This window comes from Micromonospora acroterricola (genome assembly GCF_003172955.1).
Classification (GTDB): Bacteria; Actinomycetota; Actinomycetes; order Mycobacteriales; family Micromonosporaceae; genus Micromonospora; species Micromonospora acroterricola.
Genome location: NZ_QGKR01000225.1, coordinates 1 through 24,560, shown reverse-complemented (window position 1 = coordinate 24,560; position 24,560 = coordinate 1). Strand labels below are relative to the sequence as shown.

General features: G+C 71.2%; 23 protein-coding genes. 9 read left to right on the top strand and 14 right to left on the bottom strand.

Features of this window, described 5'->3' with window-relative positions:
- Positions 1 to 168 precede the first annotated feature (168 nt).
- Together DKT68_RS19360 and DKT68_RS19355 are read right to left on the bottom strand one after the other, a co-directional pair.
- Positions 169 to 966 carry an SAM-dependent methyltransferase gene (locus DKT68_RS19360; RefSeq protein ID WP_109818824.1) on the bottom strand — a complete coding sequence of 266 codons (798 nt, stop codon included), beginning with the start codon at positions 964 to 966 and terminating at the stop codon, positions 169 to 171.
- Positions 967 to 1,065: 99 nt separating this feature from the next.
- A complete protein-coding gene (locus tag DKT68_RS19355; RefSeq protein WP_201749104.1) occupies positions 1,066 to 1,446 on the bottom strand; it encodes a YccF domain-containing protein in 381 nt (126 codons plus the stop codon).
- A gap of 106 nt (positions 1,447 to 1,552) precedes the next feature.
- Between DKT68_RS19355 and DKT68_RS19350 the strand changes: the two genes are divergently transcribed.
- Entirely contained in the window at positions 1,553 to 2,155 is a 603-nt protein-coding gene (locus DKT68_RS19350) for a TIGR03086 family metal-binding protein (protein WP_109818822.1), read from the top strand.
- Here DKT68_RS19350 and DKT68_RS19345 read toward each other — a convergent pair.
- Complete coding sequence (locus tag DKT68_RS19345; RefSeq protein ID WP_109818821.1) at positions 2,152 to 3,246, bottom strand: ROK family transcriptional regulator; 1,095 nt, start codon at positions 3,244 to 3,246, stop codon at positions 2,152 to 2,154. The two genes, DKT68_RS19350 and DKT68_RS19345, sit on opposite strands and share 4 nt — an antisense overlap.
- Positions 3,247 to 3,287: 41 nt before the next feature.
- On the opposite strand from DKT68_RS19345, the gene DKT68_RS19340 reads away from it, so the two are divergent.
- A complete protein-coding gene (locus DKT68_RS19340) occupies positions 3,288 to 4,514 on the top strand; it encodes an MFS transporter (protein WP_109818820.1) in 1,227 nt (408 codons plus the stop codon).
- Between the two features lie 99 nt (positions 4,515 to 4,613).
- Here DKT68_RS19340 and DKT68_RS19335 read toward each other — a convergent pair whose 3' ends face one another.
- Positions 4,614 to 6,239 carry a glycoside hydrolase family 43 protein gene (locus tag DKT68_RS19335; RefSeq protein ID WP_109818819.1) on the bottom strand — a complete coding sequence of 542 codons (1,626 nt, stop codon included), beginning with the start codon at positions 6,237 to 6,239 and terminating at the stop codon, positions 4,614 to 4,616.
- Positions 6,240 to 6,512: 273 nt separating this feature from the next.
- Here DKT68_RS19335 and DKT68_RS19330 point away from each other — a divergent pair, with 273 nt between their 5' ends.
- Entirely contained in the window at positions 6,513 to 7,499 is a 987-nt protein-coding gene (locus tag DKT68_RS19330; RefSeq protein WP_407940767.1) for a LacI family DNA-binding transcriptional regulator, read from the top strand.
- 28 nt (positions 7,500 to 7,527) lie between these two features.
- Here the strand turns inward: DKT68_RS19330 and DKT68_RS19325 are convergent, their stop codons facing one another.
- On the bottom strand, positions 7,528 to 8,235 hold the full coding sequence (locus DKT68_RS19325) for a SanA/YdcF family protein (protein WP_109818817.1): 708 nt from the start codon (positions 8,233 to 8,235) through the stop codon (positions 7,528 to 7,530).
- Between the two features lie 354 nt (positions 8,236 to 8,589).
- On the opposite strand from DKT68_RS19325, the gene DKT68_RS19320 reads away from it, so the two are divergent.
- Positions 8,590 to 10,686, top strand: a complete 2,097-nt coding sequence (locus DKT68_RS19320; protein WP_109818816.1) for a cellulose binding domain-containing protein — start codon at positions 8,590 to 8,592, stop codon at positions 10,684 to 10,686.
- Positions 10,687 to 10,736: 50 nt separating this feature from the next.
- Here DKT68_RS19320 and DKT68_RS19315 read toward each other — a convergent pair whose 3' ends face one another.
- From DKT68_RS19315 to DKT68_RS19300, 4 genes are all read right to left on the bottom strand, one after another.
- Positions 10,737 to 13,088 carry a VWD domain-containing protein gene (locus DKT68_RS19315; RefSeq protein WP_146218396.1) on the bottom strand — a complete coding sequence of 784 codons (2,352 nt, stop codon included), beginning with the start codon at positions 13,086 to 13,088 and terminating at the stop codon, positions 10,737 to 10,739.
- 5 nt (positions 13,089 to 13,093) lie between these two features.
- Entirely contained in the window at positions 13,094 to 13,702 is a 609-nt protein-coding gene (locus tag DKT68_RS19310) for a hypothetical protein (protein WP_146218395.1), read from the bottom strand.
- A gap of 239 nt (positions 13,703 to 13,941) precedes the next feature.
- Positions 13,942 to 14,190 (bottom strand): flavin reductase, encoded by a 249-nt coding sequence (locus DKT68_RS19305; RefSeq protein ID WP_109818813.1) that lies wholly within the window; start codon positions 14,188 to 14,190, stop codon positions 13,942 to 13,944.
- The gene (locus tag DKT68_RS19300; RefSeq protein ID WP_109818812.1) at positions 14,190 to 14,501 is read right to left on the bottom strand and encodes a hypothetical protein; all 312 of its coding nucleotides are present in this window, start codon (positions 14,499 to 14,501) and stop codon (positions 14,190 to 14,192) included. Before DKT68_RS19300 ends, DKT68_RS19305 begins: the two co-directional genes overlap by 1 nt.
- A 238-nt stretch (positions 14,502 to 14,739) precedes the next feature.
- On the opposite strand from DKT68_RS19300, the gene DKT68_RS19295 reads away from it, so the two are divergent.
- Together DKT68_RS19295 and DKT68_RS19290 are read left to right on the top strand one after the other, a co-directional pair.
- Positions 14,740 to 15,540: a helix-turn-helix domain-containing protein gene (locus DKT68_RS19295; protein WP_109818811.1), complete on the top strand. Its 801-nt coding sequence runs from the start codon at positions 14,740 to 14,742 to the stop codon at positions 15,538 to 15,540.
- Complete coding sequence (locus tag DKT68_RS19290) at positions 15,531 to 15,722, top strand: DUF397 domain-containing protein (RefSeq protein WP_109818810.1); 192 nt, start codon at positions 15,531 to 15,533, stop codon at positions 15,720 to 15,722. The genes DKT68_RS19295 and DKT68_RS19290 overlap by 10 nt, the downstream gene beginning before the upstream one ends.
- 68 nt (positions 15,723 to 15,790) lie before the next feature.
- Here the strand turns inward: DKT68_RS19290 and DKT68_RS19285 are convergent, their stop codons facing one another.
- Positions 15,791 to 18,607: a M14 family zinc carboxypeptidase gene (locus tag DKT68_RS19285; protein WP_109818809.1), complete on the bottom strand. Its 2,817-nt coding sequence runs from the start codon at positions 18,605 to 18,607 to the stop codon at positions 15,791 to 15,793.
- A gap of 179 nt (positions 18,608 to 18,786) precedes the next feature.
- On the opposite strand from DKT68_RS19285, the gene DKT68_RS19280 reads away from it, so the two are divergent.
- Positions 18,787 to 19,182 carry an effector-associated constant component EACC1 gene (locus DKT68_RS19280; protein ID WP_109818808.1) on the top strand — a complete coding sequence of 132 codons (396 nt, stop codon included), beginning with the start codon at positions 18,787 to 18,789 and terminating at the stop codon, positions 19,180 to 19,182.
- A 66-nt stretch (positions 19,183 to 19,248) separates the two neighbouring features.
- Here the strand turns inward: DKT68_RS19280 and DKT68_RS19275 are convergent, their stop codons facing one another.
- Positions 19,249 to 20,592 (bottom strand): glycoside hydrolase family 18 protein, encoded by a 1,344-nt coding sequence (locus DKT68_RS19275; protein WP_109818807.1) that lies wholly within the window; start codon positions 20,590 to 20,592, stop codon positions 19,249 to 19,251.
- A gap of 143 nt (positions 20,593 to 20,735) precedes the next feature.
- On the opposite strand from DKT68_RS19275, the gene DKT68_RS19270 reads away from it, so the two are divergent.
- The gene (locus DKT68_RS19270) at positions 20,736 to 21,620 is read left to right on the top strand and encodes a bile acid:sodium symporter family protein (protein WP_109818806.1); all 885 of its coding nucleotides are present in this window, start codon (positions 20,736 to 20,738) and stop codon (positions 21,618 to 21,620) included.
- A 76-nt stretch (positions 21,621 to 21,696) separates the two neighbouring features.
- Here DKT68_RS19270 and DKT68_RS19265 read toward each other — a convergent pair whose 3' ends face one another.
- Both DKT68_RS19265 and DKT68_RS19260 read right to left on the bottom strand, forming a co-directional pair.
- A complete protein-coding gene (locus DKT68_RS19265; RefSeq protein WP_109818805.1) occupies positions 21,697 to 22,116 on the bottom strand; it encodes a PPOX class F420-dependent oxidoreductase in 420 nt (139 codons plus the stop codon).
- A gap of 135 nt (positions 22,117 to 22,251) precedes the next feature.
- Positions 22,252 to 22,686, bottom strand: coding sequence for an adenylyltransferase/cytidyltransferase family protein (locus tag DKT68_RS19260; protein WP_109818804.1), 435 nt, complete (start codon positions 22,684 to 22,686; stop codon positions 22,252 to 22,254).
- Positions 22,687 to 22,849: 163 nt separating this feature from the next.
- Between DKT68_RS19260 and DKT68_RS19255 the strand changes: the two genes are divergently transcribed.
- Positions 22,850 to 23,725 (top strand): NAD-dependent epimerase/dehydratase family protein, encoded by an 876-nt coding sequence (locus tag DKT68_RS19255; RefSeq protein ID WP_109818803.1) that lies wholly within the window; start codon positions 22,850 to 22,852, stop codon positions 23,723 to 23,725.
- Between the two features lie 6 nt (positions 23,726 to 23,731).
- Here the strand turns inward: DKT68_RS19255 and DKT68_RS19250 are convergent.
- Positions 23,732 to 24,560, bottom strand: an 829-nt coding sequence (locus tag DKT68_RS19250; protein ID WP_201749103.1) for a glycoside hydrolase family protein, incomplete at its 5' end; no start/stop codon positions are given.

Here is a 24,560-nt window from a genome sequence, read left to right as displayed (position 1 = left end):
GCGCCGGCCGCCGCCAACGCCCTCGCCACCCGGGACGGGGTCCTGCTGCTTCTGTCGCGCATGTGTGCTCCTGCGTCCGGTGCGGATAGATCGCCATGGATCATTCCCGCCCCGGACGCCCGGCGCGTGTCCGCCGGGCGAAGAGCAGATAGCTGATGTTCGACAGGATCAGGGCTTGCGGGCCACCGCGCCGTACGCGTCGATCCCCGTGGCGTCGGCGTCGTCCGGTCGCCACAGCGGGATCGGGACCAGGCCGGGCTCCACCATCGTCAGCCCCGAGAAGCAGCTCGCGAGGTCGTCCGGGCTGCGCAGGATGTACGGGACGCCACCGTTCTCCGCCAGCCGCTCGGCGCCGGAGACCACGGCCGGGCTGGTGTTGGTGCCGTCCCACAGCACCAGGTGGCTGCCGGAGGCGGTCGCGGCCATCGTCGTGTCGACAATCGAGCGCACCACGGACAGGTCGGGCTCGTAGCCCAGCACGCCCATGTACATCACGGCGACGGGCTGGTCGAAGTCCAGTGTCTGCGCCGCCTCGGCGAGGATCCGCTCCGGGTCGTGGTAGTCGGCGGGCACGTAGGTGGTGACACCCTCCGAGGTCGTGCTGGCCAGCAGCGCCCGGGCGTGCACGAGGACCATCGGGTCGTTGTCCACGTAGACGATCCGCGACTCGGGCGCGACCGCCTGGGCGACGGCGTGGGTGTTCTGCATGGTGGGCAGGCCGGTGCCGATGTCCAGGAACTGCCGGATGCCCGCCTCGGCGGCCAGGAAACGCACGGCCCGCACCAGGAACCGCCGCGAGTGCTGCGCCATCAGGACGATCTCCGGGTAGACCTCGGCCACCGCGTCACCGGCCGCCCGGTCGGCCTGGAAGTTGTCCTTCCCGCCCATCCAGTAGTTCCAGATCCGCGCCGCGTGCGGCACGTCGGGCTGAAGCGTCGCTGCGAGTTCGGCGTCCGGGCCGGCCATGCCAGCCTCCTGTCGGGGGTTCGTCGGGCTGTGGGCCACCGCTGCGGTGCGTCCGGAACGATACCCGTCCGTCTACTCTCGACGGGGGTCGGCCAGCCGTCAGGGTGCCTCGACGACCTCGCGGCCGAGCGGCCAGAACGCGGCAGGGACGAGCTTGAAGTTGGCGACACCGAACGGGATCCCGATGATCGTGACGCAGAGGGCGACGCCGGCGACGATGTGGGACAGGGCGAGCCACCAGCCCGCCAGCACCACCCACAGGATGTTCGCCAACCCGGAGCCGACACCCGCGCCGGGCCTGGGCACCAGGGTGCGGCCGAAGGGCCACAGCGAGTAGACGGCGAGACGCAGCGACGCGACGCCGAACGGGATGGTGATGACCAGGACGAAACAGATCAGCGCGGCGATGCCGTAGCCGACCGCCAGCACGATGCCACCACCGAAGATGAGCCACAGCACGTTCAGCACGAAGCGAATCACTCTTCCAGCATGAGCGACGCTCGCCACCCGGGTGTCCGACGGACCCGGGCGTTCTGTCGGTCCCCCCGGTTAGCCTGCGGACGACCGACCTCGAAGGAGCAACGAGATGCGCGACATCAGCGGCACCCCGGATCTCGGGCCGGCGTCTCGCGCGTTGACGTCACTGGTGCACGGGGTGGGTGATCACCAGCTCACCGCCGTCACCCCCTGTGCCGGATGGGTCGTGGGCGACCTGCTCGACCACCTCGTCGGGCTCACCGTCGCGTTCCGCACGGCCGCCGAGAAGGGGTCCGACCGTGCGCCGGGCGGTCCCGGCCGTCCCGCGCTGGCCAACCTGGACCCGGCGTGGCGCAGTGTCCTGCCCGCACAGCTCGATCACCTGGTTGCCGCGTGGCGCGCACCGAGCGCCTGGACGGGTGAGACGGCGGCCGGTGGGGTGGTGCTCCCGGCCGAGGTCATGGGTCTCGTCGCGCTCAACGAGGTGTTCATGCACGGCTGGGATCTGGCGCGGGCGACCGGTCAGGCGTACGACGCGGACCCGCAGACCGTCGAGTGGGTCCACGGTCTGGTGTCGCAGCAGGCGAGCAGCGAGGGCACCCCGGGTCTGTTCGGGCCGTCGGTCATGGTGCCGGCCGAGGCCGCGCTGCTCGACCGGGTCGTCGGTCTGACCGGTCGCGACCCGGCCTGGGCGGCGCCCACGGTCTCCTAGAGCGGGGCGAGGTCCGGAATGCCGTAGTGCTCGTCGAGAACCTGCATGGCGGCTCCTGCGGCGATCGCGTCGGCGCCGAGGCTCGACAGGGACACGTCGGTGGCGAGCCAGTCCCCGCGTCGGCCGTCCGCGTGGACGGCCCTCTCGACGGCGGCGAGGTAGGTGTCCCCGTGCCGTAGGAGGTCCGCTCCCGCCAGCACCACGTGGGCGAGGTCGAGCGTCTGGAGCAGGTTGACGACGCCGACGGCCAGGACGCGGGCCGCGCGGGAGATGTCTCCCGCCTCGGCGGCCCGGTTGTGGACGATCTCGAGACAGCCGTGGCGTCTGCAGACGCAGAGGGGTCCGTCCAGATCGACGACGGTGTGGCCGAACTCCCCGGCGTTGGTGTGTGCGCCGCGGTGGGCGGCGCCGCCCAACCAGAAGCCTCCACCGATGCCCGACTCGACCATGATGAGAGCCGCGTCGCCGAACGCGCCGCCGTGCCGCCACGCCTCGGCGGTGATCCCCGCCGTCACGTCCTTGTCGAGATGCACCGGCAGGCCCAGGTACGACTCGGCGACCTCGCGCAGCGGCACGTCGTGCCAGTGACGCAGGCCGTGCGCGTCACGGACCAGACCGTGCTCGTGGTCCAGTGGGCCGATCATGCCGAGGCCCACGCCGGTCAGGCGGCCGCGAAGGTCGTTGCCGCCGGTGATGGCGTCGATGCCGGCTTTCAGGGCGTGGAGCAGGTGCTCCGGGGTGAAATCGGCGGCCAGTGGGCTGACCGCCGAGTGGTGCACGGTGCCGGCCAGGTCGACCAGGACCAGCCGCAGGGTGCGCCGGGCGACGTGGGCGCCGATCGCGTACCGGCTCTCGGGGATCAGCTCGTAGACGACCGCGGGCTTGCCGACGGTCGGACGGCGGACGCCGGCGGAACGGATCAGGCCGTCGGCGGTCAGCCGAGCGATGACCTTGGAAACCGCCTGCGGCGTCAGGCCGGTGGCGTCGACGACGGTCGACCGTTCGAAGGTGCCCACCCTGCGGCCCACCGCCATGACGAGCGCCTGGTTGTAGCCGCGCAGGAACGAGACGTCCGCGGTGATGCGAGTCATCTCACCACCATATTACGCAACGCTGTTGCTAAATTCTCCCGGTGGATGGATTGAGCAGACGTCGACGCCTCGCGGCGGTCGCCGCCCTGGCGCTCGGTGGCGTCGCCGTCGGCCTGACCGAGTTCGTGGCGATGGGCCTGCTGCCCGAGATGGCGCGTGGCCTGCTCCCGGAGCAGTACGCCCAGTCGTCGTCGGGCGCGGTGGCCCGCGCGGGCTGGATGATCACCGCCTACGCGCTCGGCGTCGTCGTGGGCGCTCCCCTGATCGCCGCCCTGAGCGCGCGCGTACCCCGCAAGAAGCTCGTGCTCGGGCTTCTCGTCCTCTTCGCCGTCGGCACGATCGCGTCGGCGACCGCGCCGACGTTCGGCATGGTGCTGGTGGCACGCTTCGTCGCGGCGCTGCCGCACGGCGCGTACTTCGGCGCGGCCGGCCTGCTCGCGGCGGCCCTGATGGGTCCCGGTAGGGAGGCGCGGGGCTTCGCCACCGTGCTCAGCGGCCTGACCGCCGCCAACGTGGTCGGCGTACCGCTGATCACCCGGCTCGGGCAGGCGGCCGGCTGGCGCACGGCCTACCTGGTCATCGCCGGAGTCTTCCTGCTCACCCTGCTGGCGGTGCTGGCGGTCGTGCCGGAGGTCGCCGCGGCGGTGGACGGCTCGCCGGCCGCCGAGCTGCGGGCGCTGCGGACCTCGCAGGTGTGGCTGGTCGCGGCCACCGGGGCGGTCGGCTTCGCCGGGTTCTTCGCGGTCGACTCCTACATCGCGCCGGTCACCACGGACGTCGCCGGCCTCTCGGCCGCGACGGTGCCGTGGGCCCTCGTCGCGGTGGGTCTCGGCATGACCGTCGGCAACGCCCTGGGCGGCTGGCTCGGGGACCGCGACCTGCGCCGGAGCATGATCGTCGGCTTCGTCGCGATGATCGTGAGCATCGCCGTGTTCAGCCTCGTGGCGTCCACCCGCACGGGCCTGTTCGTGGGCGCGTTCCTGGTCGGCGCGACCAGCCTCTACCTGGGCCCGGTCCTCCAGGCGCGCCTGATCACCGTCGCGCCCGGCGCCCAGCTGATGGGGGCGGCGGTCAACCAGTCGGCCATGAACATCGCGAACAGCCTGGGCGCCGCGCTCGGCAGCGTCGCGATCACCGCCGGGCTCGGTTACCTCGCACCGGCCCGGGTCGGCCTGGCCCTCGCGGTCCTCGGGCTGGTTCTGGCGGGTCTCAGCCTCGCCGCCGACCGACGCTCGCGCGACCGGGAGCCGGTCGCCGTCGCGACCTGACCCGCCGTCGCCCACGCCGGGCGACGACGGCGCGGTGCCGGGTGAGGCGCCCGTCGGCGCTGACCGCCCTGCGGTGCCGCTCGGGTCGACGGACGGCGGTCATTGCTCCCGGTAGGTGGCCAGGTCGAAGTCGGCGTAGGCGCCGTCACGGCCGAGGTCCTGCACCCACAGCCCGAGGAACGCTCCGGTGAAGCCCCACGCCGCCGGCTCCCCGTCGATGATCAGCGCGGCGTGCTCGTCGGACAGGATGGTCGCGTCCAGGTCGACCGGAAGCCGGTGCCAACCCGCGCCGAGGTCGTAGTCGAAGCGCACGACAGGCCCGTCGAACGTCGCCCGCAGTCCGACGCGGACGACGTCGCTGGCGTCGACGGTCAGTTCCGGGTGCGGGGTGCGCCGCCCGTTGTCGGAGCTGAGCAGCTCCAGGACGACCCGCCCGTCGTCGGCACGGCTCAGGTAGAGGTGGTGCCAGTTGAGGGTGTTGTAGTAGGCGGTGATCCCGGCGAGCTGGCGGTGGTCGACCGGGGTGAACTCGACCACGGTCTCCAGCGAACAGCGCGTGGCCCCGACGCGCCGCGCGACGAGACTCGGGCTCTGCCGGCCCACCGGTGACTGTCCTCCGTGGATCCGGAGGTGCGACGGGCGGGAGTGCAGGTCGAGCCAGTCCGCGCTGGCCGGCCGGCGCAACGTCGACCAGCAGCCGCCCAGCTCCGGGGCGTCGAAATGGTCGGTGGCGGGCTCCGCCGGCCACGGATGTGCGGGCAGGTCGGGTGCGGTGACCTCCTCCGCCGGCACCCCGCCGGGAATCCGGGGCCAGCCACCCGACGGCCAGTCGACCCGTTGAATCGCGGTCTCCCGGCCGAGCACGCAGCTGCCCCGCGGCGAGTAGGGGCGTCCGACCAGGTGCGCCAGGTACCAGCCGCCGTCCGGAGTGCGAACCAGACTGCCGTGGCCGGCCTTCTGCAGGCGCAGGTCGGGTCGGCCGACGGAGGTGAGCAGCGGGCCGTCCGGGTCCACCTCGTAGGGCCCGAACAGCTCCCGTGACCGCGCCACGGTGACCTGGTGCTCCCAGCTCGTGCCACCCTCGGCGGTGATCAGCCAGTACCAGCCGTCGTGGCGGTAGAGGTGCGGGCCCTCCGTGACCCCGACCGGGGTTCCGGTGAACAGGAGACGGGGTCGGCCGACGAGAGCGCGCGCCACCCGGTCGTACTGCTGGATCTCGATGCCGCCGAAGCGGTCCCGGCCGGGTCGCCAGTCCGCGCTCATGCTCAACAGCCAGGTGCTGCCGTCGTCGTCGTGGAACAGCGCGGCATCGAAACCGCGCCCGTGCAGCTGCACCGGATCCGACCAGGGGCCGGCGATGTCAGGTGCGGTGACCAGGTAGTTCTGCGGATCCCAGTAGCCGCTGGCGAAGCTGGCCACGTCGCTGTAGACGAGGTGGAACTCGCCGTCGTGGTAGGTCAGGTCGGGCGCCCACACCCCGTTGGAGTCCCCGCAGCCGCGCAGGTCGAGCAGGCGACGGTCGGTGATGATCCCGCCCAGGGCCCGCCAGTGCACGAGGTCACGCGAGTGGTGTACGCGTACCCCCGGATACCACTCGAACGTCGAGGTGGCCAGGTAGTAGTCGTCGCCGACGCGCAGCATCGACGGGTCCGGGTGGAATCCGGCGAGGACGGGGTTGCGGATCGACCGGGCAGCGGTCCCCACGTCAGCGGTGTCGGTCGACACGAAGGCTCCTCTGGGCGGCTTTCGGAAACTTCCGGGTTGTTGGCCCGGTAGCTGTGGAAGCCCTGCCTACGCTAGCCGCTCTTTTCGCAATAAGACAGAGGCCTTGACCAGTGTGGAAACAGCTCGTAGCGTGCCGGCCATCGATTGGTAATACCGGTGAAGCACCGAAACTTCCGGAGATGAACCTCGATCCGCCGCCGTGCCGAGCTGAAGACCCAGCCAGACGAAGGGGCGACCGTGGGCTCCGACAATCGCCGGAACGTCACCATCGCGATGATCGCGGGGCTGGCCGGCGTCTCCGTGCCAACGGTCTCCCGCGTCATCAACGGTCGCTCCGACGTCGCACCCCAGACCCGCGAACGGGTCGAGGAACTGCTCAACCGGCACGGCTACCGCCGTCGTTCGCCGGTCACGGCGACCGGCGCCGGCCTGATCGACCTGGTCTTCAACGACCTGGACAGCCCGTGGGCGCTGGAGATCATCCGGGGTGTCGAGGACGTGGGCCTGAGCAGCGGCGTCGGCACTGTCGTCTCGGCCATCCACTGGCGCATCTCGTCGGCCAAGCAGTGGCTCGACAACATGCGCGCCCGCTCCACCGAGGGGGTCATCTTCGTGACCTCGATGGTCAATCCGCCGCTCAAGGCCGAGCTGAGCCGCCTCCACGTCCCGGTGGTCATCGTCGACCCCGCAGGTGTCGACCCGCAGGAGGCGCCCACCATCGGCGCCACCAACCGGGCCGGCAGCCTGAGCGCCAACGAGTACCTGCTGGGCCTCGGCCACCGCCGCATCGGTTTCATCGCCGGCCCGCCGCACCTGATGTGCAGCCGGGCCCGGCTCGACGGTTACCGCGCCGCCCTCGGCGCCGCCGGCATCGCGGTCGACGACACCCTGATCCGCCCGGGCAACTTCTACCACGAGGCCGGCTACACCGCCGGCACTCAACTGCTGTCTCTGCCCGACCGGCCCACCGCCATCTTCGCCGCCAGCGACCAGATGGCGCTCGGCGTCTACGAGGCGGTCCGCAAACGTGGCCTACGGGTGCCCGACGACATCAGCGTGGTCGGCTTCGACGACCTGCCGGAGGTGCGGTGGTGCTCCCCGCCGCTGACCACGGTCCGCCAACCCCTGGCCAAGATGGGCATGCTGGCCGCGCGCACCGTCCTGCGTCTCGCCGCCGGCGAGACGATCGAAAGCCCCCGTGTCGAACTCGCCACCGACCTCATCGAACGCGACAGCGCCGCCGCACCCCGGCGACGCTGACCGGGCACGACCGGACCGGACCGTCGCGTCAGCCGTTCGCGACGGCGTCGTCGACACCGGTCTCGCGGCGGCCGAGATGGGCCGGGTCCCGGCCCGAGAGCAGGTCCAGAGCCGCCTTGAGGCAGGCGCCGTACTCCCGGGTGGAGCTGACCCGCCACGGTCGGGCGTACCTCTTCACGGTCTCGTCGCCCACGCCGTTGGCCTCGATGCCGAGGCGTCTGCACAGCGCCACCGCGCGTGGCAGGTGGAAGGACTGGGTCACGACGGTCGCCCGCCGCACCCCGAAGATCCGCTCCGCCCGGGCGCACGAGTCGTACGTGTCGAAGCCGGCGTAGTCCAGCACGACCTTCCGCTCCGGCACGCCCCGGTCGACGAGCCAGCGCATCATCGCCTCGGGCTCGTTGTAGTCGGCGTTCATGTTGTCGCCGGACACCAGGATCGCCCGGACCTTGCCACCGTCGAACAGCCGCCGCGCGACCTCCAGCCGGGCGGCGAGGAACGGCGACGGCGTGCCGTCCGCGTCCACCCTGGTGCCCAGGACCAGGGCGACCGGCGCGTCCGGCACGCCGGCCTCGCTGTAGATGTGGCCGTCCGCGTCACCGCGCACCCACACCACGCTGGCCACGACGCCGCCGCTCACCAGCACCGCACCAGCGACCAGCGCGAGGCTGGTACGCCGGACCGCCCGCCTGTGCTCCCCGTACCACCGTCTGACCGCGCCGAATCGTCCCCGCATGCCCCGGGATTATTCCCGCTCGTGATCGTGCGGTCCGCCGGCCCTGGCGGTGGGTGCTGCCCTCAGGTGATGACTTGACCAACACGGGGCGAGGAGACGGCGGAAAGGAAGCCTGCACTTGAGGTCGTCGGATCGTCCGTGACATTCTTGGCCGTCGATGACATGTCGCGCGCGGGGCTGACGTCCGTCCATGGGCAGCGGGGATCCCTTGTGGGTTCCCGGGGGACGGTGACACGAACGACGGCACGCCGGGAGCCGTCCGTCCACGAGTCCGCCCGCCGCCGCGCCGCATCTCCCGATGCGACGGTCCGGGGCTGGGCGACCCACTGTCGTCTTCTCCGAAGGAACCCTGCCATGCAGACCCCGAAGTCCCGCCGGTCCCGGCCGGCACGCCACCTCCGATCCCGTCGAGCGGCACTCCTGGCGAGCCTGCTGCTCGCCGTGGGCGCGCTCGGCGGCGTCAACTCCCCGACCGCCAGCGCGGCAGCCGATCCGATCGCCGTGACCGTGGACGCGCGGGCGGGGTTGGCGACCGTGCCCGAAACCGCGCTGGGCGTCAACCACGCCATCTGGGACCAGCACCTGGGCAGCGCCGACACGTCGGACCTGCTGCGCGACGCCGGCGTGCAGATGATGCGCTACCCCGGTGGCTCGTACGCCGACATCTACCACTGGAAGGACCACACCGCCCCCGGCGGGTACGTCGCACCGGGGACCGACTTCGACACCTTCATGGCCGCGGTCCAGCGCGTCGGCGCCGAGCCGATGATCATCGCGAACTACGGCACCGGCACGCCGGCCGAGGCCGCCGACTGGGTGCGGTACGCCAACGTGACCAGGGGCTACGGCGCGCGCTACTGGACGGTCGGCAACGAGAACTACGGCAACGGCCACTACGGGTCGGCGTGGGAGGCGGACGACCACCCGGACAAGAGCGCCACCCAGTACGCGAGGCTGGTCGTCGAGTACGCCGACGCCATGAAGGCGGTCGACCCGACCATCAAGGTCGGCGCGGTGCTGACGATGCCGGGCAACTGGCCGGACGGGATCACCGCCGGCGCCGACCCGGGCCCGTGGAACCAGACCGTGCTCTCCATCGCCGGCCCGAAGATCGACTTCGTCGACGTGCACTGGTACCCGGGCGGCACCGCCGCGGAGTCACTGGCCCGGACCAGCCACATCCCCGACGCGGCGTACCTGCTCCGGCAGCAGCTCACCCGGTACGCCGGGGCGAACGCCGCGCGCATCGGCATCAGCTTCACCGAGTTGAACGTCGACGTCGGACGGACCACCCAGCCGGCCGCGCTGTTCCTGGCGGACGTCTACAGCGGGCTGCTGGAGAACGGTGTCTTCACGGTGCAGTGGTGGAACGTGCACAACGGCATCGGCACCGTCTCCGAAGTGGCGGGCCAGACCGACTACGGCGACTTCGGGATGCTCTCCAGCGGCGCCTGCACCGCGGACGGTTCGGTGTGCGAGCCGCCACTGAACACACCGTTCGCCCCCTACCACGCGCTGACCATGATGAAGCTGTTCGCCAAGCCCGGCGACCAGTTCGTCCGCGCCGGCACCGACCAGCCGCTGGTCACCGCGCACGCCGTCCGCCGGGGCAACGGTGACCTCGCGGTGCTGCTGGTGAACAAGGACCCGGAGACCGACCGCCCGATCACCATCGACTACGCCGGGTTCAGCCCGTCCGCCGCCGCGCCGACGGTCTCCACCCTCACCAACGGCGCGGCCGGCATCGCCACCAGCCAGTCCGGCTCCGCGACGACCCGGACGCTGCCGCCGTACTCGTTGACCATGCTCGTGCTGCGACCGGCCGGCGCGACCGCCGGTCGACCCGGGGCGCCCGGCCAAGCCACCGTCAGCGGCGTCACCGACCGGAGCGCGACGATCTCCTGGCCGGCGGCCACCCCGGGCGGCAGCCCGATCGCGAAGTACGAGGTGTACCGGCAGACCGGGGCGGCGAGCGAGCAGGTCGGCGAGACGAGCGCCACCTCGCTCACGGTCCGCAACCTGGTGCCGGGCAGCAGGTACACCGTCAACGTGCTGACCCGGGACACAGCCGGCCGGGTCTCCTGGTCCTCACCGCCGCTCACCTTCACCACCGGCAGCCCGGCCGCCAGCGCGTGCGGCGTCCGCTTCACCACCAGCGGCGACTGGGGCAACGGCTACATCGGCGCCATCGAGATCACCAACAACGGCACGAGCCCGATCAACGGCTGGACACTCACCTGGACCTGGCCGACGGCCTGGCAACAGGTGAGCAGCGGCTGGAGCGCCGGGTGGGAGCAGGTCGGCGCCTCCGTGCGGGTCACCCCGACCGACGACAACCGGCGGATCGCCGCCGGTGGCAGCGTCAGCGCCGGCTTCGTCGGCGCGTACAGCGGCCCGAACGTGCTGCCCACCGCGTTCACGCTCAACGGCACCCTCTGCACGACCGGCTGACGCCTCCGCACGGCCGGCCGGCCCGTACGCAGGGCCGGCCGGCCGCGCGGTCAGCCGATCCGGCGGACGGTGACGGACGCCGACCCGGTGTCCTCCGCGTACGGGTCGAGCACGAGCGTGTACGTGCCGCCCTTCGGCAGCGGGCCCGTCTCGAACCGTCCCGTCCCACCGATGACACAGCCGCCGCCCACCGCGTCGCCGTCCGGGCCGGTCAGGGCCAGGATCCCGCAGCGGTCGGGCAGGGTCGCGGCGGTCACCTCGACGGCGATCCGCCGACCCGCGTCGGCGGTGAAGCGCAGCCGGCTGACCGCGCCGGGTTGCCGCACGGCCAGGGTGCTGGCCCGTCCGTCCGGGACGGTGTCGAGCTGCTCGTCGCGGGCGTCGCGCAGCCGCACGTCCGCCCAGCCGGTGTCGGTGGACACCCCGTCGATCTCCAGCACGTACCGGCCGGTGGCCGGCAGGACGAACCCGTCGACGTACCCCTGGCCGCCGATCACGCATCCGCCGGCCACCGGGTCGCCCGCCGGGTCACGCAGCCGCAGCACGCCGCACCGGTCCGGCAGGGTGGCGCCGGTGACCTGGAGGAAGACCTTCTGGCCCGCGCGCCCGTCGAACGCCAGGCGACTCACCGCCCCGGGCTGGGCGAGCGTCGCAAGCACCCCGGGCCCGTCGACGGCGAGCGTCTGCTCCTCGTCGGTCACGGTGACCACCCGTACCGTCGCCCGCCCGAGGTCGGAGCCCCACAGGTCAAGCACCACCTGGTGGTCGCCGGTGGCGGTCAGGGTGGTCGTGTCGATGTAACCGACGCCGGAGATGACGCAGCCGGTCGCGAGCTCGCGTCCCTGCGGGTCGAGGAGGAGCAGCACGTTGCAGCGATCCGCAACGGTGGCGGCGGGTACCTGAATGAAGATCTTCTGACCGGCCCGGCCGGGCACCTTGAGCGCGGCAATGGCGCCGGGCCGGGTCACCTCCAGGCTGACGTCGCCGGCGCCGGGGGCGTCGCGCTGCGCCCGGGCGGCGTCGGTGGCGAACGCCACCTGCCCGGTGAGGGCGACATCGAGCACACAGTCGGCGAGGACGGCCGGGTCGGTGACGCCGGCCCGGCGGCAGACGAGTTCGGCGGTGGCCCGGTTGGGCAGGTCGCCGACGGTGAGCAGCCGGTGCGGGAAGCGCCGGTCGGTGAACGTGTCGGTGGTCTGACCCGGCTCGTAGTCGAACAGCGACCGCTGGCCCTCCACCCGCCAACTGTCGGCGAAGCCGGGGTGGAGCGCGTCGAACGTGGGCGGCTGAGCCAACCTGCCGCCGTTGCGGACGGTCAGGTCGTCACCGGGGTCACCGTCGTGGTCGCCGAGCAGACCCTCCAGTTTCCCGGCCCGCCCGGTCGGCGCGGTGACGCTCACACTCACGCCCCACACCCCGAGCGGGTGCACGTCCAGCCGCGCGCCGTCCGGCCAGTCGACCGTCACCGTGCCGTCGTCCCAGGTGGTGACCGTGCCGCCGCGGGGCAGCTTGACGCCCGTGGGCGCGGAGGTCGGCGGCGCGCCGTTGACCCGGGTCACCGGTCCGTCGGGTGTCGCGTACACGCCGACACGGTCGCCCGCCACCCGGACGGCGACAGCGGAGTTGACGGCTACCACCGAGCTGGCCGGGAACATCGTCTGTCGTACCTGGACCTCGAAGTCGTCCGTGAGGGAGCGGCTGAGCACGAACTCCCCGGCGGCCTGGAAGTCGTACCGGAGGCCGTCGTAGGTGAGCAGGTGCGGGTCACCGTTGCTGTTCGCGCAGCGGTAACCCTTGCCGATCACCGAGATCGAGCAACCGCCACCGCCAGGCGGACGGGGTTTGGGCAGGTCGCAGTCCTTGCCGTTCGGCGGCAGCTTCATACCGCTGTACGTCGTGCGGGTCGGCACCCCGACGGCCTGCCGGTACGCGTTCTCCGCCAACACCGCGTGCACCTCGTCGGGGTCCGCGGTGCTGACCTGTTGACCGCCCTGGGTGCAGAACTGGCCCCGGTCGGTGTCGTTCACCTCGTCGAGGGCGTGGTTCATCTCGTGGATGAGGGTCGCGCACTGGTCCTCGGTGAAGCCCGGACCCTCGTCCGTCAGTTTCCGCCCGTCGTTCTCCGGCACCCAGTTGATCTGCACGTCACTGCCCGGGACGTACGTGGTGGTGCTGCTCTCCGTACCGAAGATGGGTCTGCGTACCTTGATCTGCTTGCCGGAGCGTTCCAGCGCGTCGAGCACGGCGCCGTTGCCCGAGCTGCGGATCTGCCCGACGCAGCCCGCGTACTCGGTCTGCAGGTCGGGGTTGACGCTCACCACGGCGGACGCCGCCTGTGGGGCCAGCAGCACCAGCAACCCGACCAGCACCACGCCCGCGCGTACGCCGACTCGGCTCCGCATGCCGGTCACCCGCCCTTCACCTCGAACGCCACCGTGCCCTGCTCGACCGTCGCGGCGCAGGGGTCCGCCGGCACCCCCCGCAGCGGTGCCCGCAGGTAACCCAGCCCCAGGCGGTACGCCCCCGGCTGGTCGACCGGCCACCAGGTGACGGTGGCCCCGCCACGGCCGTCCGGGGCGGAGGTCGTCAGCGCCGCACCGATGGGGCTCTGCGGGTCACTGCCCAGGGTCAGCTCCACCGAGCCGCGCGGTGGCACCGGGACCAGGTTCTCCACCAGGTACGCGGTGAAGTCCCGGTAGTACGCGGCACCACCGACCGTGGGCGCGACCGGCTCGCCGTCGCGGGTCAGCGACAGCACCGTCACCGTCCCGTCCGGCACCCGGCTCAGCCGGCACCCGGCATCGCGGTTGTTGACCAGCTTGAGCCGGAGGTTGATCTGCTCACCCACCCGGTACGCCGGCTGCGAGGCGGCGACGGTGAGGCCGACCGGCGCGGCGGCGGTGGGGGAGGGGGCCGTCCGGGACCGCCGGCAGCCGACGGTCGTGGTCATCATCAGCAGGGCCAGGCAGCCGGCGAGCGTCGCCCGGACCACCGACCCTGCCCGGGGTACGCCCATGGGTCGCGCGCCTCCTCCGGCGGCCGGCGCCCATCGCCAGCGGCCCCGGACAGCCTGCGCCGCGGGTTGGGTGACCGCTGTCGTGATCCTGCTCGGCGGATGTCCGCTAGCCGACGCGAGCGCCAGTTGCGTGACCGTCCTGGAGACGGTGCCCGCCTCTGGTCGCAGATGTTGGACAGTTTCCGTGCGCAGCTGACGAGAACTGTCCAAGATCTACCCAACGTGCATGGGCCTGTCAGCTATCGGGCGGACGCCCAGCCGGTGAAGCGCTCGGTCAGGTCGACCGGCGGGGCGTTCGGGTTCAGCGCGGCCAAATTGTCGGCGGCCTCGGTCTGAAGCCTCGCCAGGTGGATGAGCAGGGCGGGGCGGTCGAGCCGGTACTCGGCGAGGAGACGGAGTTTCGCAGGCGAGCAGGGCCAGGCGATGCCGCACGTCCCGCAGCGCCACGTCGGGCGGGCGGGCCGGTGGTCGGAAGCGTGACGGGGCATCAGCCGACCCGCACCGGATCACGCCGGAGCGGGCGCCGGACGGCGGGCCGGGTCGGCAGGCAGGCGAGCCGGCGTGCGCCGGCCGGCATCAGGTACAGCTCGCGGCGCGCGACGGCGTCGCCGTTCGCGCCGAGCTGGTAGGCGTCGATCCACAGCCAACCGGGGTACGTGTGTCGGTCGGTCAGGGCGCGGATCACGCGGACGGTGATGGGCTGGGCGAACTGAGGGCTCGCGGTACGGGTCAGGTGCAGCAGGTCGCCGGACCGCACCGTCGGTGGTGAGTCCGTGAGCTTCGGCTTGTCGATGGACATGGTCTTCCCCTGGCTGGCGTTGGAAGGGGCCGCCCCGTGAGTGCTCGCCCAGAGGGGCGGCCCCGGCACGAACGCGTCCGCCGGGTCTCGGGTCCTCCACCGGTCGCGCCGTTGGTGACACTCTGGTGTGGAGACCACTACCCTCGGAAGGTGGTTCGCCGGTTCGGGCTGAGCTGGCGAAACGGTCCACGCCGAGCAACGGCGTGAGTAGTCGATCTTCCGGTTTGGGGAGCGTTGAATGCCCGATCTGCCGCACCCACTCGCCGCGTTCATCGTGGGCGAGATCCGCCGCGCCCGAGGGGCCGCCGGGATGACACAGGAGGCTTTCGGCCGGGGAGCCGGCTTCAGCGCGTCGCACGTCAGCGCTGTCGAGGGTGAGACGCGAGCGCTGACGATGGACTTCATCAAGGGCGCCGACCGGGCGTTCAAGAACGGCGGGCTGTTCGAGCGCATGGTGGGGAAGCTGGGAACCCCGTCCTGGTTCCTGCCGTGGCTTGACGCGGAGCGCACGGCGACCCAGCTCAGGTGCTTCCAACCGAGCCTCGTGCCGGGTCTGCTCCAGACGGAGAGCTACGCCCGTGCCGTCATCCGCTGTGACGACACGTTGAGCGACGACGAGGTCGAGAAGCGGCTCGCACACCGGATGGACCGGCAGGCGGTCCTCACGAAGGCGAACGCCCCGCAGTTCGTCGCCGTCATCGCCGAGGCGGTGCTCCGCCGCGCCGGCACGGACTTCCGCGACGTCATGACCGGGCAGATCAAGCAGTTGACCACCCTCGCGGAGCGGCCGAACGTCAGCGTTCACGTGCTGCCGGACGAGGTCAGCATGCACGTCGGCCTGACCGGGCCGTTCAGCCTGGCGCGCCTGCCCGATCACGCGTGGGTGGGGGAGATGGAGAACCAGCTCGGCGGCGTTGTCATCGACCGCGACGCCGATCTGGATATTCTCATGTCGAGGTGGGAGACGGTTCGCAGCGAAGCGTTACCCCGCCGCCAGTCACTCGATCTGATCAAGGAAGTGGTGACGTCATGGACCTGATCGACGCTGTGTGGCGCAAGTCGACTCGCAGCGGCTCCGGCGGCGGCAATTGCGTCGAGGTCGCGGACAACCTGCCCGGCATCGTCGGTGTGCGGGACTCCAAGGACCCCGAAGGGCCCGCGCTGGTCTTCGGGCCGGTGGCCTGGCGGGCGTTCGTCGCCCAGGTCGCCCGGCGGTCATAGCCGTCCCGAACTACGCCAAAGCGCCCGCCCCCAGTCGAGGGGACGGGCGCTTCGCTGTGCGGGATCCGTCAGCCCACCACCGACCTCAGCGGCACCTGGGCGTCGCGCAGCGCGCGTACCAGGTCACCCAGGAACGGGTGCTCGTCGGCCTGGCGTCCCTCCGGGTTGGGGATCACCACGTACGCCGAACCGTCCTTCGTGGACGTCCGGGCGTCCTTGGTGAACCGATCGACGATCGCCCGGGCGCGCGGCAGGTCGGTCGCCGCGACCTCGATGGTGGTCGGGCGCCACCCGCCGCCCAGCTCCGCCGTCACCGGCGCGGCGGCCGCGCTGGCCCGCGCCGGGTCGACCCCGGCCGAACGCCGGGCGTCCGGCGCGCTGGTCGCGCCTCCCGCCGCCGGGTAGAGCAACGCGTTGGCCACCAGGTGCAGACCATTCTCGTTGTACGCCCGGAAGAGCGGGTTGAACGCGAACAGCACCGCCCGACCCGCGCCGGTCGGCTCGTCGACCACTGCCGCCGTGCCCTTCAACGCGTCGGCGCCGACGGTGTAGCCGTTGGCCCAGAAGGTGTCACCCGCCGGGTAGCGGAGCACGTTCGTCCCGGTGGTGCTCGGGTTGAGGATCGGGTCGCTGTTGTTGAACTCGAAGTCCTCGGCGGGGCGGCCCAGGGCGACCGGGCTGTCCTGGTCGACGTCGACCCGCAGGTGTGAGCCGATCACCAGGTAGTCGGCCGGTTTGGGCTTCTCGGTGGTGGAGGTGAGCCCGGCGGCGCGGGCCACCCGCGTGCCCTCGTTGCGCAGCCCGATGTAGGTGTGGCCCTGCGCGATCCAGGCGCGCAGGTTGGCCTGCCCGGCGGCGGTGAGACCGCCGGTCGGGCTGCTGCCGTCCGGCACCAGCAGGACGGTGCGTCCGGTGAACGCCTCGGTGTTGTCGTTGATGTCGGCCGTGGTGACCGGCGTCAGGTTCAGCCCCCACCGCTTGCCGAGCACGTACCGGGCCTCGCCGTGGGAGCCCGACGTGGTGGAGACGCCGGTGCCCTGGAAGAGGCCCACGTCCGGCAGTTCGAGTCGGGTCCCGGTGGCCCGCCCGCCCGGCGTCAGGGTCACCCCGAAGGACTCAGCCAGCTCGTCGACCGTCCGGCTCAGTTTGGTCGCCGGCAGGGCCACCGCGCTGGTCTCCAGGTTGCGCACGAGCGGCACGCCACGGCCGAGCAGGGCGAACGTGAACTCCGCGGCCGCCGCCGAGTCCAGCGGGTACGTGTACGAGCCCCAGGGCCACGCCAGCCCGCTGCGGCCGCCGGAGATCTCCCGGACCAGCTGCGCCTTCGGCCGGACGGTGTCGCCGGTGTAGATCGTGGACACACCCATCAGCAGCGGGTTGCTCCAGGAGGACACGTCGTAGAAGTACGGGAACGGGACGTACGGGTCCTCGCCCATGATCGCCTGGATCCAGTGCTTCTGCGGCTGGTCCATCGGGATCCAGTACGCGCCCTTCGGCACGGTCACGTTGGTGGCCGCCCGACCGCCGAAGACCCGCGCGGTCGGGAGCCGGGTCGGCTTCTGCACCTCGTACACCTCGACGTCCATCCGGCGCAGCCGCTCGACGAGCTGGCGGACGTCGGCGAGCTGCCGGTCGGGCAGCAGGAAGTACGAGCGGATCCTGATATCGGGAACCGGGAACTGGACCTCGTTGGTGGGCTGGACCACCTCGTTCGGCTCCAGCGTGCCCGCCCTGCCCTGGGCGAGCGCGTCGGTCCAGATGTCGAAGTAGTCGGTCAGCACCTCGTGCCTGTTCGCCGCCGCCCAACCGAGCGTCGCCCACTGCGTGTTGAACTGCTGCTGGACCCGGTCGGCCACCGCCGACGCGCTGCCCTTCTCGTACGTCATGCCGGCCGCGCCGAAGCCCGTGGTCGGCACCGTGTCGCCGTAGCCCATGAAGAACATGTCGTACGTGTCGTAGTTGAAGTAGCACTCGGTGTCGACGTCGTCGTCGCAGGCGCCGTTGTAGCCGAAGCCCGCCTTGTTGGCCTCACCGATCCGGTTGATCCAGTCCACCGCCTCACCGGCGATCTCGTGGTGGATCGGGTCCGCGTTGGGCGGGAAGAAGTACTGGCGGCCACCCATCTCGTGGGCGTCGACGAAGACCTGCGGCGGGTAGCGCCGCAGGAGTTCGAGCTTGCCGTCGGTCTCCTGCTGGGTGCGGGCGAACCAGTCCCGGTTCATGTCGAAGCCGAACTCGTTCTGCCGCCGGGTCGCGTCGCGACCGTCCGGGTTCTGCGTCGGGACGATGATGGTGACCAGGTTGTCGTTGCGCTTCTCGACCGCGCAGGACAGGCCGGCCGCCAGCTCGTACAGTGTCTTGAGCGCCGCGTCGGTGCCGCTCTTCTCGCCGCCGTGCACGTTCGCGGTGACCCAGACGATGGCCGGGCTGTCCTTCGCCGTCCGGGCGGCCGTCCTCGCGCTGGTCCGGCGGGGATCCCGCAGGTCCCGGATGTCGTCGGCGATGCTGCGCAACGCGCTCGGCCGGACGTTGCGCTCGTTGGACACCACCGCGTACGGCAGCGGCTGGCCGAGCACGCTGGTGGCCATCACACCGGTGACGACCCGGTCGGAGGACCGGTCCACGGCCCCGAGGTAGGTCCGGACCTCGTCGTTGGTGACGACCCGCTCCTGACCCACCCCGAGCGGGAAGCCGAGCACGGCCTCCGGAGCGGGCACGGTGCTCACCCGCGCGGTCGGGTCGTCGCTGCACGGGGAGGGACGCGCGGCGCTCGCGGCCGATGTGCCGCTGAGCAGGGGAATCATGCCGAGCAGGAGCGTGAGGGTGGCCGCGCTCGCCAGCCGCTTCGGGGGAATCGTCCAGAACGGACGCATCGATGGGGCCATGTCTTGTGTTTCCCTTCTCGGGAAATTGCTCACGGTGGCCGGAGCCTATGAACCGCCGACACGCCGGTCAAGGTCTGATCGACTCCGGTGACTGTCTGGGATGCCGGCGCCGGGGGCGGCTGGCAGGATGACAGGAGGAAGAACCCCCGCTCGTTGTCTTCGCCCGGAAGGAGGAGACGGTGCCGGCGTCTCTGGAGATGATCACACTCGGGGTGGCCCCGGATCTTCCGTCCGCCGCTGCCCAGCGTTCCCTGGCGTCCTGGCTGCGGTCAGATGACCGGCTTCGCGACAAGGTGGCGGTCGCGGCCCCCGCCGGTGCGACGACGTCACCCGGCGAGGCGCCGGCGGGCGCCACGGACGTGCTGACGGTGGCGGTCGGCGACGCGGGCGCCGTCATGGTGCTGGTCCAGGCGATCGCCGGCTGGCTGACCCACCGCCGCGAGGACGTGACGGTGACGCTCACCCGCGCGGACGGATGGTCGGCGGAGCTGGACGTACGCGAGGCTCGGGACATGAACCGGGTGACCGCCCTCATCGAGGCCGCGGTACGCGCGGTGGCGCCTCAGGAGGCGTAGTCGGCCCGCCGCCGACCGGGCAATCGGTCGGCGACGGGCCGGAGAACTGCCGCAATCGGGGTACGCCTACCAGGTCGTCAGCCCGAGGCCGATCGTCTTGGTCAACGTGGCGTTGTCATCGTCGCCGTCGAGTGACCAGATCATGGCGCCGGCCAGGCCGGCCCGCCGGATGTAGAGCGTCTTCTGCAGCACGACCGCCGGATCGTCGTACGTCCAGAACGTCGTACCGTCGAACAGCCAGGCGTGCCCGGCGCGGAGGTCGCGGTGCACGGTGTAGCCGTCACCGGCCAGGGTCTTGAGCTTCTTGTAGTCCTCGTACCCGGGTTCGAAGGTGGCCGGCGCGGGCCCGGTGGCGGGCTGGAACAGGCCGTTGCCGCCCCCGGTGATGCCGGTCCAGCCCCGGCCGTAGTAGGGGATGCCCAGGACCAGCTTGTCGCGCGGCGCACCACGGGCGATCCAGCCGTCGATCGCCACCTCGACGGAGAAGTCCGGGTTGTCCGGCGAACCCGCCGGTACGCGCAGCGCCGACTGCTGGTTGGCCACCGCCTCCCAGCCGCCGTGGAAGTCGTACCCCTGCACGGTGGCGAAGTCCAGATACTTGAAGATCTTGCCACCCTCGTAGCCGGCGTCCATGGTCGCCGGGTTGGCCGGCAGGAACGCGGTCAGCGGGTGGTGCTCGCGGGTCGTGCGGCCGAAGGCGTCGAGCTGCCGGCGGAACTCGGCGAGCAGCTTGGTGAAGTTCTCCCGGTCCTCCGGGCGGATGACGTTGCCCGGCTCGCCGGCCCAGTTCGGCCACTCCCAGTCGAGGTCGATGCCGTCGAAGACGCCGGCGGCCGCGCCCGGCCCGCCCGCGGCGCCGTCCCCGCCCAGCAGGTTGCCCTTGAGGTAGAGGTCGATGCAGGAGGCGACGAACGCCTTGCGGGAGGCGTCGGTGCGGGCGGCGTTCGAGAAGTACGTCGACCAGCTCCACCCACCCAGCGAAATCAGCACCTGCAGTTGGGGGTGCTTGGCCTTCAGCTTGGCCAACTGGCCGAAGTTGCCGTTGAGCGCCTGACCCGGGGCGTCGGCGACCCCGTCGACGCTCTCCTCCGCCGGGACGGGACGCTGGTAGTCGGCCCAGGCGTCACCCTCGCCCGGTCCACCGTCCACATAGCAGCGTCCGTCCTCACTGACGTTGCCGAAGGCGTAGTTGACGTGCGTGAGGCGGCTGGCCGCCCCGGAGGTGTCAAGCTTCTTGACCGGGAACGCCCGGCCGTAGATGCCCCACTGGGTGAAGTAGCCGACCCGGTGGTAGCCGGCCCGGCGGTCCGGTTTGTCGCCCGCGCTCGCGGCGGTCGGCGGTGCTGCGGTCACCAGCATCGTCGCCAGAGCGACGACGGCGGTGAGACGGCGATGACGGAATGGTCGCATCGGCACTCCCACGAGGAATGGAGCGGGATTAGTAAAGACACTTATCTGATTGATGAAGTTAAGGCGATCACGGTCCGGAGTCAAGAGCCACCGGCCGCACGGGGGATTGTGGCGGCGTTACCCGGTGGTAACGATGTTGTGCCATGGACTCAGCCCTGACCTTGGTCGGTCTACCCATCGCCCTCGGCATCATCATGCTCGGCCTGGGTCTCGGGCTGACCACTGCGGACTTCCGCCGGGTGGCCCAGCATCCGAGGGCCGCCGTCATCGCGCTGGTGTGCCAGGTGCTGGTGCTGCCAGCCCTCTGCTTCGGCCTGGTCGTCGCCTTCGACCTGGCGCCCGAGCTGGCCGTCGGCATGATGCTGCTGGCCGCCTCACCCGGCGGCACCACCGCCAACCTCTACAGCCACCTCTTCGGCGGGCACGTCGCCCTGAACATCACCCTGACCGCCATCAACTCGGTGCTCGCCGTGTTCACGCTGCCGATCCTGGTCAACCTGTCGGCGGCCTACTTCCTCCCCGACGGGCGAAGCATCGGCCTCCAGTTCGACAAGGTGCTCCAGGTCTTCGCCATCGTGCTCGTCCCGGTCGCGATCGGCATGCTGGTCCGCGCCCGGGTGCCACAGGTCGCCGACCGCCTGAACCGCCCGGTCCGCATCCTGTCGGTCATCGTGCTCGTCGCAGTGATCACCGGTGCCGTGCTCGGCGAACGCGAGAACATCGCCGACTACTTCGTCTCCGTCGGCCTCGCCGTGCTCGCCTTCAACCTGCTGAGCCTCGCCATCGGGTACGGGGTGCCCCGGCTGGCCGGGGTCGACCGCAGCGCCGCCACCGCGGCCGGGTTCGAGATCGGCATCCACAACAGCACCCTGGCCATCACGATCGCGCTGAGCCCGGCGCTGCTCGACAACACCCGGATGGCGATCCCGGGAGCCGTCTACGGCATCGTCATGTTCTTCACCGCGGCGGCCTTCGGCTACCTGGTGACCCGCGCCGGCGCCCCGTCCGCTACCACCGTGCAGCCCTGACCGTGGGGGTCGCTGGCCCGGCCGGCGGTGCGGCCGACCGGGCCTCTAGTTCTAGCGCTCCGAGCTGTTCGAGGCGTCAGCCGACCTGGCTGTTGTCCTTGAGTGAGCCCCAGCCGTGCCAGCGGTCGATCTCGATCAGGGCGCTGACCCGAGCGCGCTCCCGCCGTGGGTACGAATTTCCCGTGTAGTGCCGGGACAACCGGTCGATGTCCGCGAGGCCCTCGTCCGCGCGCAACTCGGCGACGTGCCCGATGATGCTGACGTGGGTGTACCAGCCGTCCTCATCGAGAACGGTGAGGGAGACCCGGGGGTCGTTCCGGACGTGGTCCAGCCGACGGCGGCTCTCGTCCATGTTCACCAGGATTCGGCCGTCGTCCCACAGGTACCAGGTGGCCGCGGAAACCGGCTGACCACTCGCCTGGAGGGTGGTCATGACGGCCGGGTTCGGCTTCTGCAGCATGGCGACCGCGGCCTCGGGAAGCGGTGGCTTGGACATGAGTCTCCTCTTCGCGTCAGGGTTACCCCTGCACGTTACGCACGTGCCAGCCCGATCGCCGCCGGACGAGGACCGTGGCGGAACTAGCAGCCGCGCCAGAGGCCGTCACGCGTGACGATGCGTGCCCGCGGTTCACTACGAGGACATCCGTATCCGCTGGATGAGGTCCGTGGTGGATATTCCGGCGGTATATCGCACGAGCCGCAGCTTGCCGGTGGCGGCGACCGGTCCGAAGACCTCCGCCACGGCCTCCGGTGAGATGTCGTCACCGTGTACAACGAACGCGATGTCGTGCCGGTCCAGGAATTCGGTGGTGACCGTGTACGGCGCGTCGGGTATTACCTCGTCGACGTAACGGCAGGCCTTGATCACGGCGATCCGTTCCGCGAGGGTCATGATGGGGCGGCGTTTGTACGCGGCGACGACCTCGTCAGAGAGCACGCCGACAATCAACCAGTCGCCGAACTTACGCGCTGCTTCGAGGAGCGCCACGTGACCTGCATGGAACAGGTCACCGACCATGTCGACATAGACTCGCGTCCGGTTCGTAGGACTTTCGGGCTCGACCATTTCCGGGCTCACCTCGTTGGCTCGCCGCGCGGGCTACGCGCTGGTTCCGCGGTGGAGATCTCTGCTCGGGGACAGCATGACAGTGGCCTTGCCATCCGGCGCAGCGCCTACCCGAGCCGCACCCGGCTGCGGGGCTCCGGCTGCCCCCGGCGAAGATGTGGTCATGAGCAACCCTGCACTGCCCAAGCGTGTTGTCGTCACCGGTGCCGCCGGCAAGCTCGGTCGCGCCGTGGTCGCGCACCTGCGCGCCGTGGGCGTCGACGTGCTGGCGGTGGACCGGGCCAGCGGGCGCGACGGGCGGGGCGAGTTCCTCCTCGTCGACCTGACCGACTACGGGCAGGTGGTGGAGGCGTTCACCGGCGGCGCCGACGAGCACCCCGGCAGGGTGGACGCGATCGTGCACCTGGCGGCGGTCCCGGCTCCCGGCCTCCAGTCCAACGCGGTCACCTTCGCGAACAACTCCGCGGCGACGTACAACGTGTTCGCGGCGGCCCGGGCCGCGGGTATCAAGCGGGTGGTGTGGGCGTCGAGCGAGACGGTGCTCGGCCTGCCGTTCGAGACTCCGCCGCCGTACGCGCCGGTGGACGAGGAGTACGCGCCGCGACCGGAGTCGACGTACTCGTTGAACAAGGCGCTGGAGGAGGAGATGGCGCGGCACTTCTGCCGGTGGGACCCGGAGCTGGTCATGGTGGGTCTGCGGTTCTCCAACGTGATGGACGTCGAGGACTACGCGCCGTTCCCGTCGTTCGACGCGGACCCGGCGCTGCGCCGGTGGAACCTGTGGGGCTACATCGACGCCCGCGACGGGGCGCAGGCGGTCGAGCGGGCGCTCGTTCACGACCAGCCTGGCGCCGACGTCTTCATCATCGCCAACGCGGACACCGTGATGAGCAGGTCCAGCGCCAGCCTGATGGCCGAGGTCTACCCCGGTGTCGAGGTCCGCAGGGAGCTGGGCGAGCACGAGACCTTGCTCAGCATCGACAAGGCACGCCGGGTGCTGGGCTACGAGCCCCAGCACTCCTGGCGGAACCACGTGTAGCCCAGGTCAGCGAGCGGCCTGGTAGGCGCGGCCCACGGCGGTCGCCGTGCTGCCGGTACGGAACAGCCCGGTCTGGTCCTTGTCGGTGGCGGGCAAACCGAACCAGGCGTATCGGTTCAGCCAGGTCAACCCGCTCAGCATCCGGGTCGCCGCGGTGAGGAACGCGGCCTGCTGTGCCTGGCTCGGGAAGCGGACCCCGTTGGAGAAGTCGATCAGGGCGAACTCGGTGAGCCAGACCGGCAGCCGGTACCGGTCGTGCACCGCCTGGAGGTACGACCTGAGCTGGTTGACCGCGTTGGTGGTCGTGAAGTCGCCGCCGTACCAGTGCAGGGCGATGAAGTCGACGCGGTAGCCGCGTTCCTTCGCGCCGGTCATGAAACGGTCCAACCACTCGCCGGGCCGGTCTCCGCCCCACGCGACCGCCGGGCTGCCCAGCGGCAGGCCGGTCGCCTCCAGCTGTGGCCACAGCTCCAGCGCCTGCTCCACGCTCATGTTCGCCTGACCGCCCATGTCCGGCTCGTTGAACCCGAGCAGGTAGCGGCCGTTCTTCCTGGCCTCCTGCAGGTTGCTGGCGGTGACGCTCTTCGCCCCCCAGATCATCGGGACGAACTCGCCGCCCTTCGGGGTGGTGACGCCCTGGTGGCTCACGTTCCAGGTGTAGTACCAACTGGCCGTCGAGTTGGCCAGTGCCTGGCTGACGCCGTCGAAGGTCCAGACACCGACGCCCTTCTTCTTCGACGTCACCGCGGGCGCCGCCGGCGCGGCTGGGCGAGTCGTCGTCGGCTTCGGCGTCGGCTTCGCCGTCGGGGTCGCGGCCGCGGGTGTGGTGGCGGCG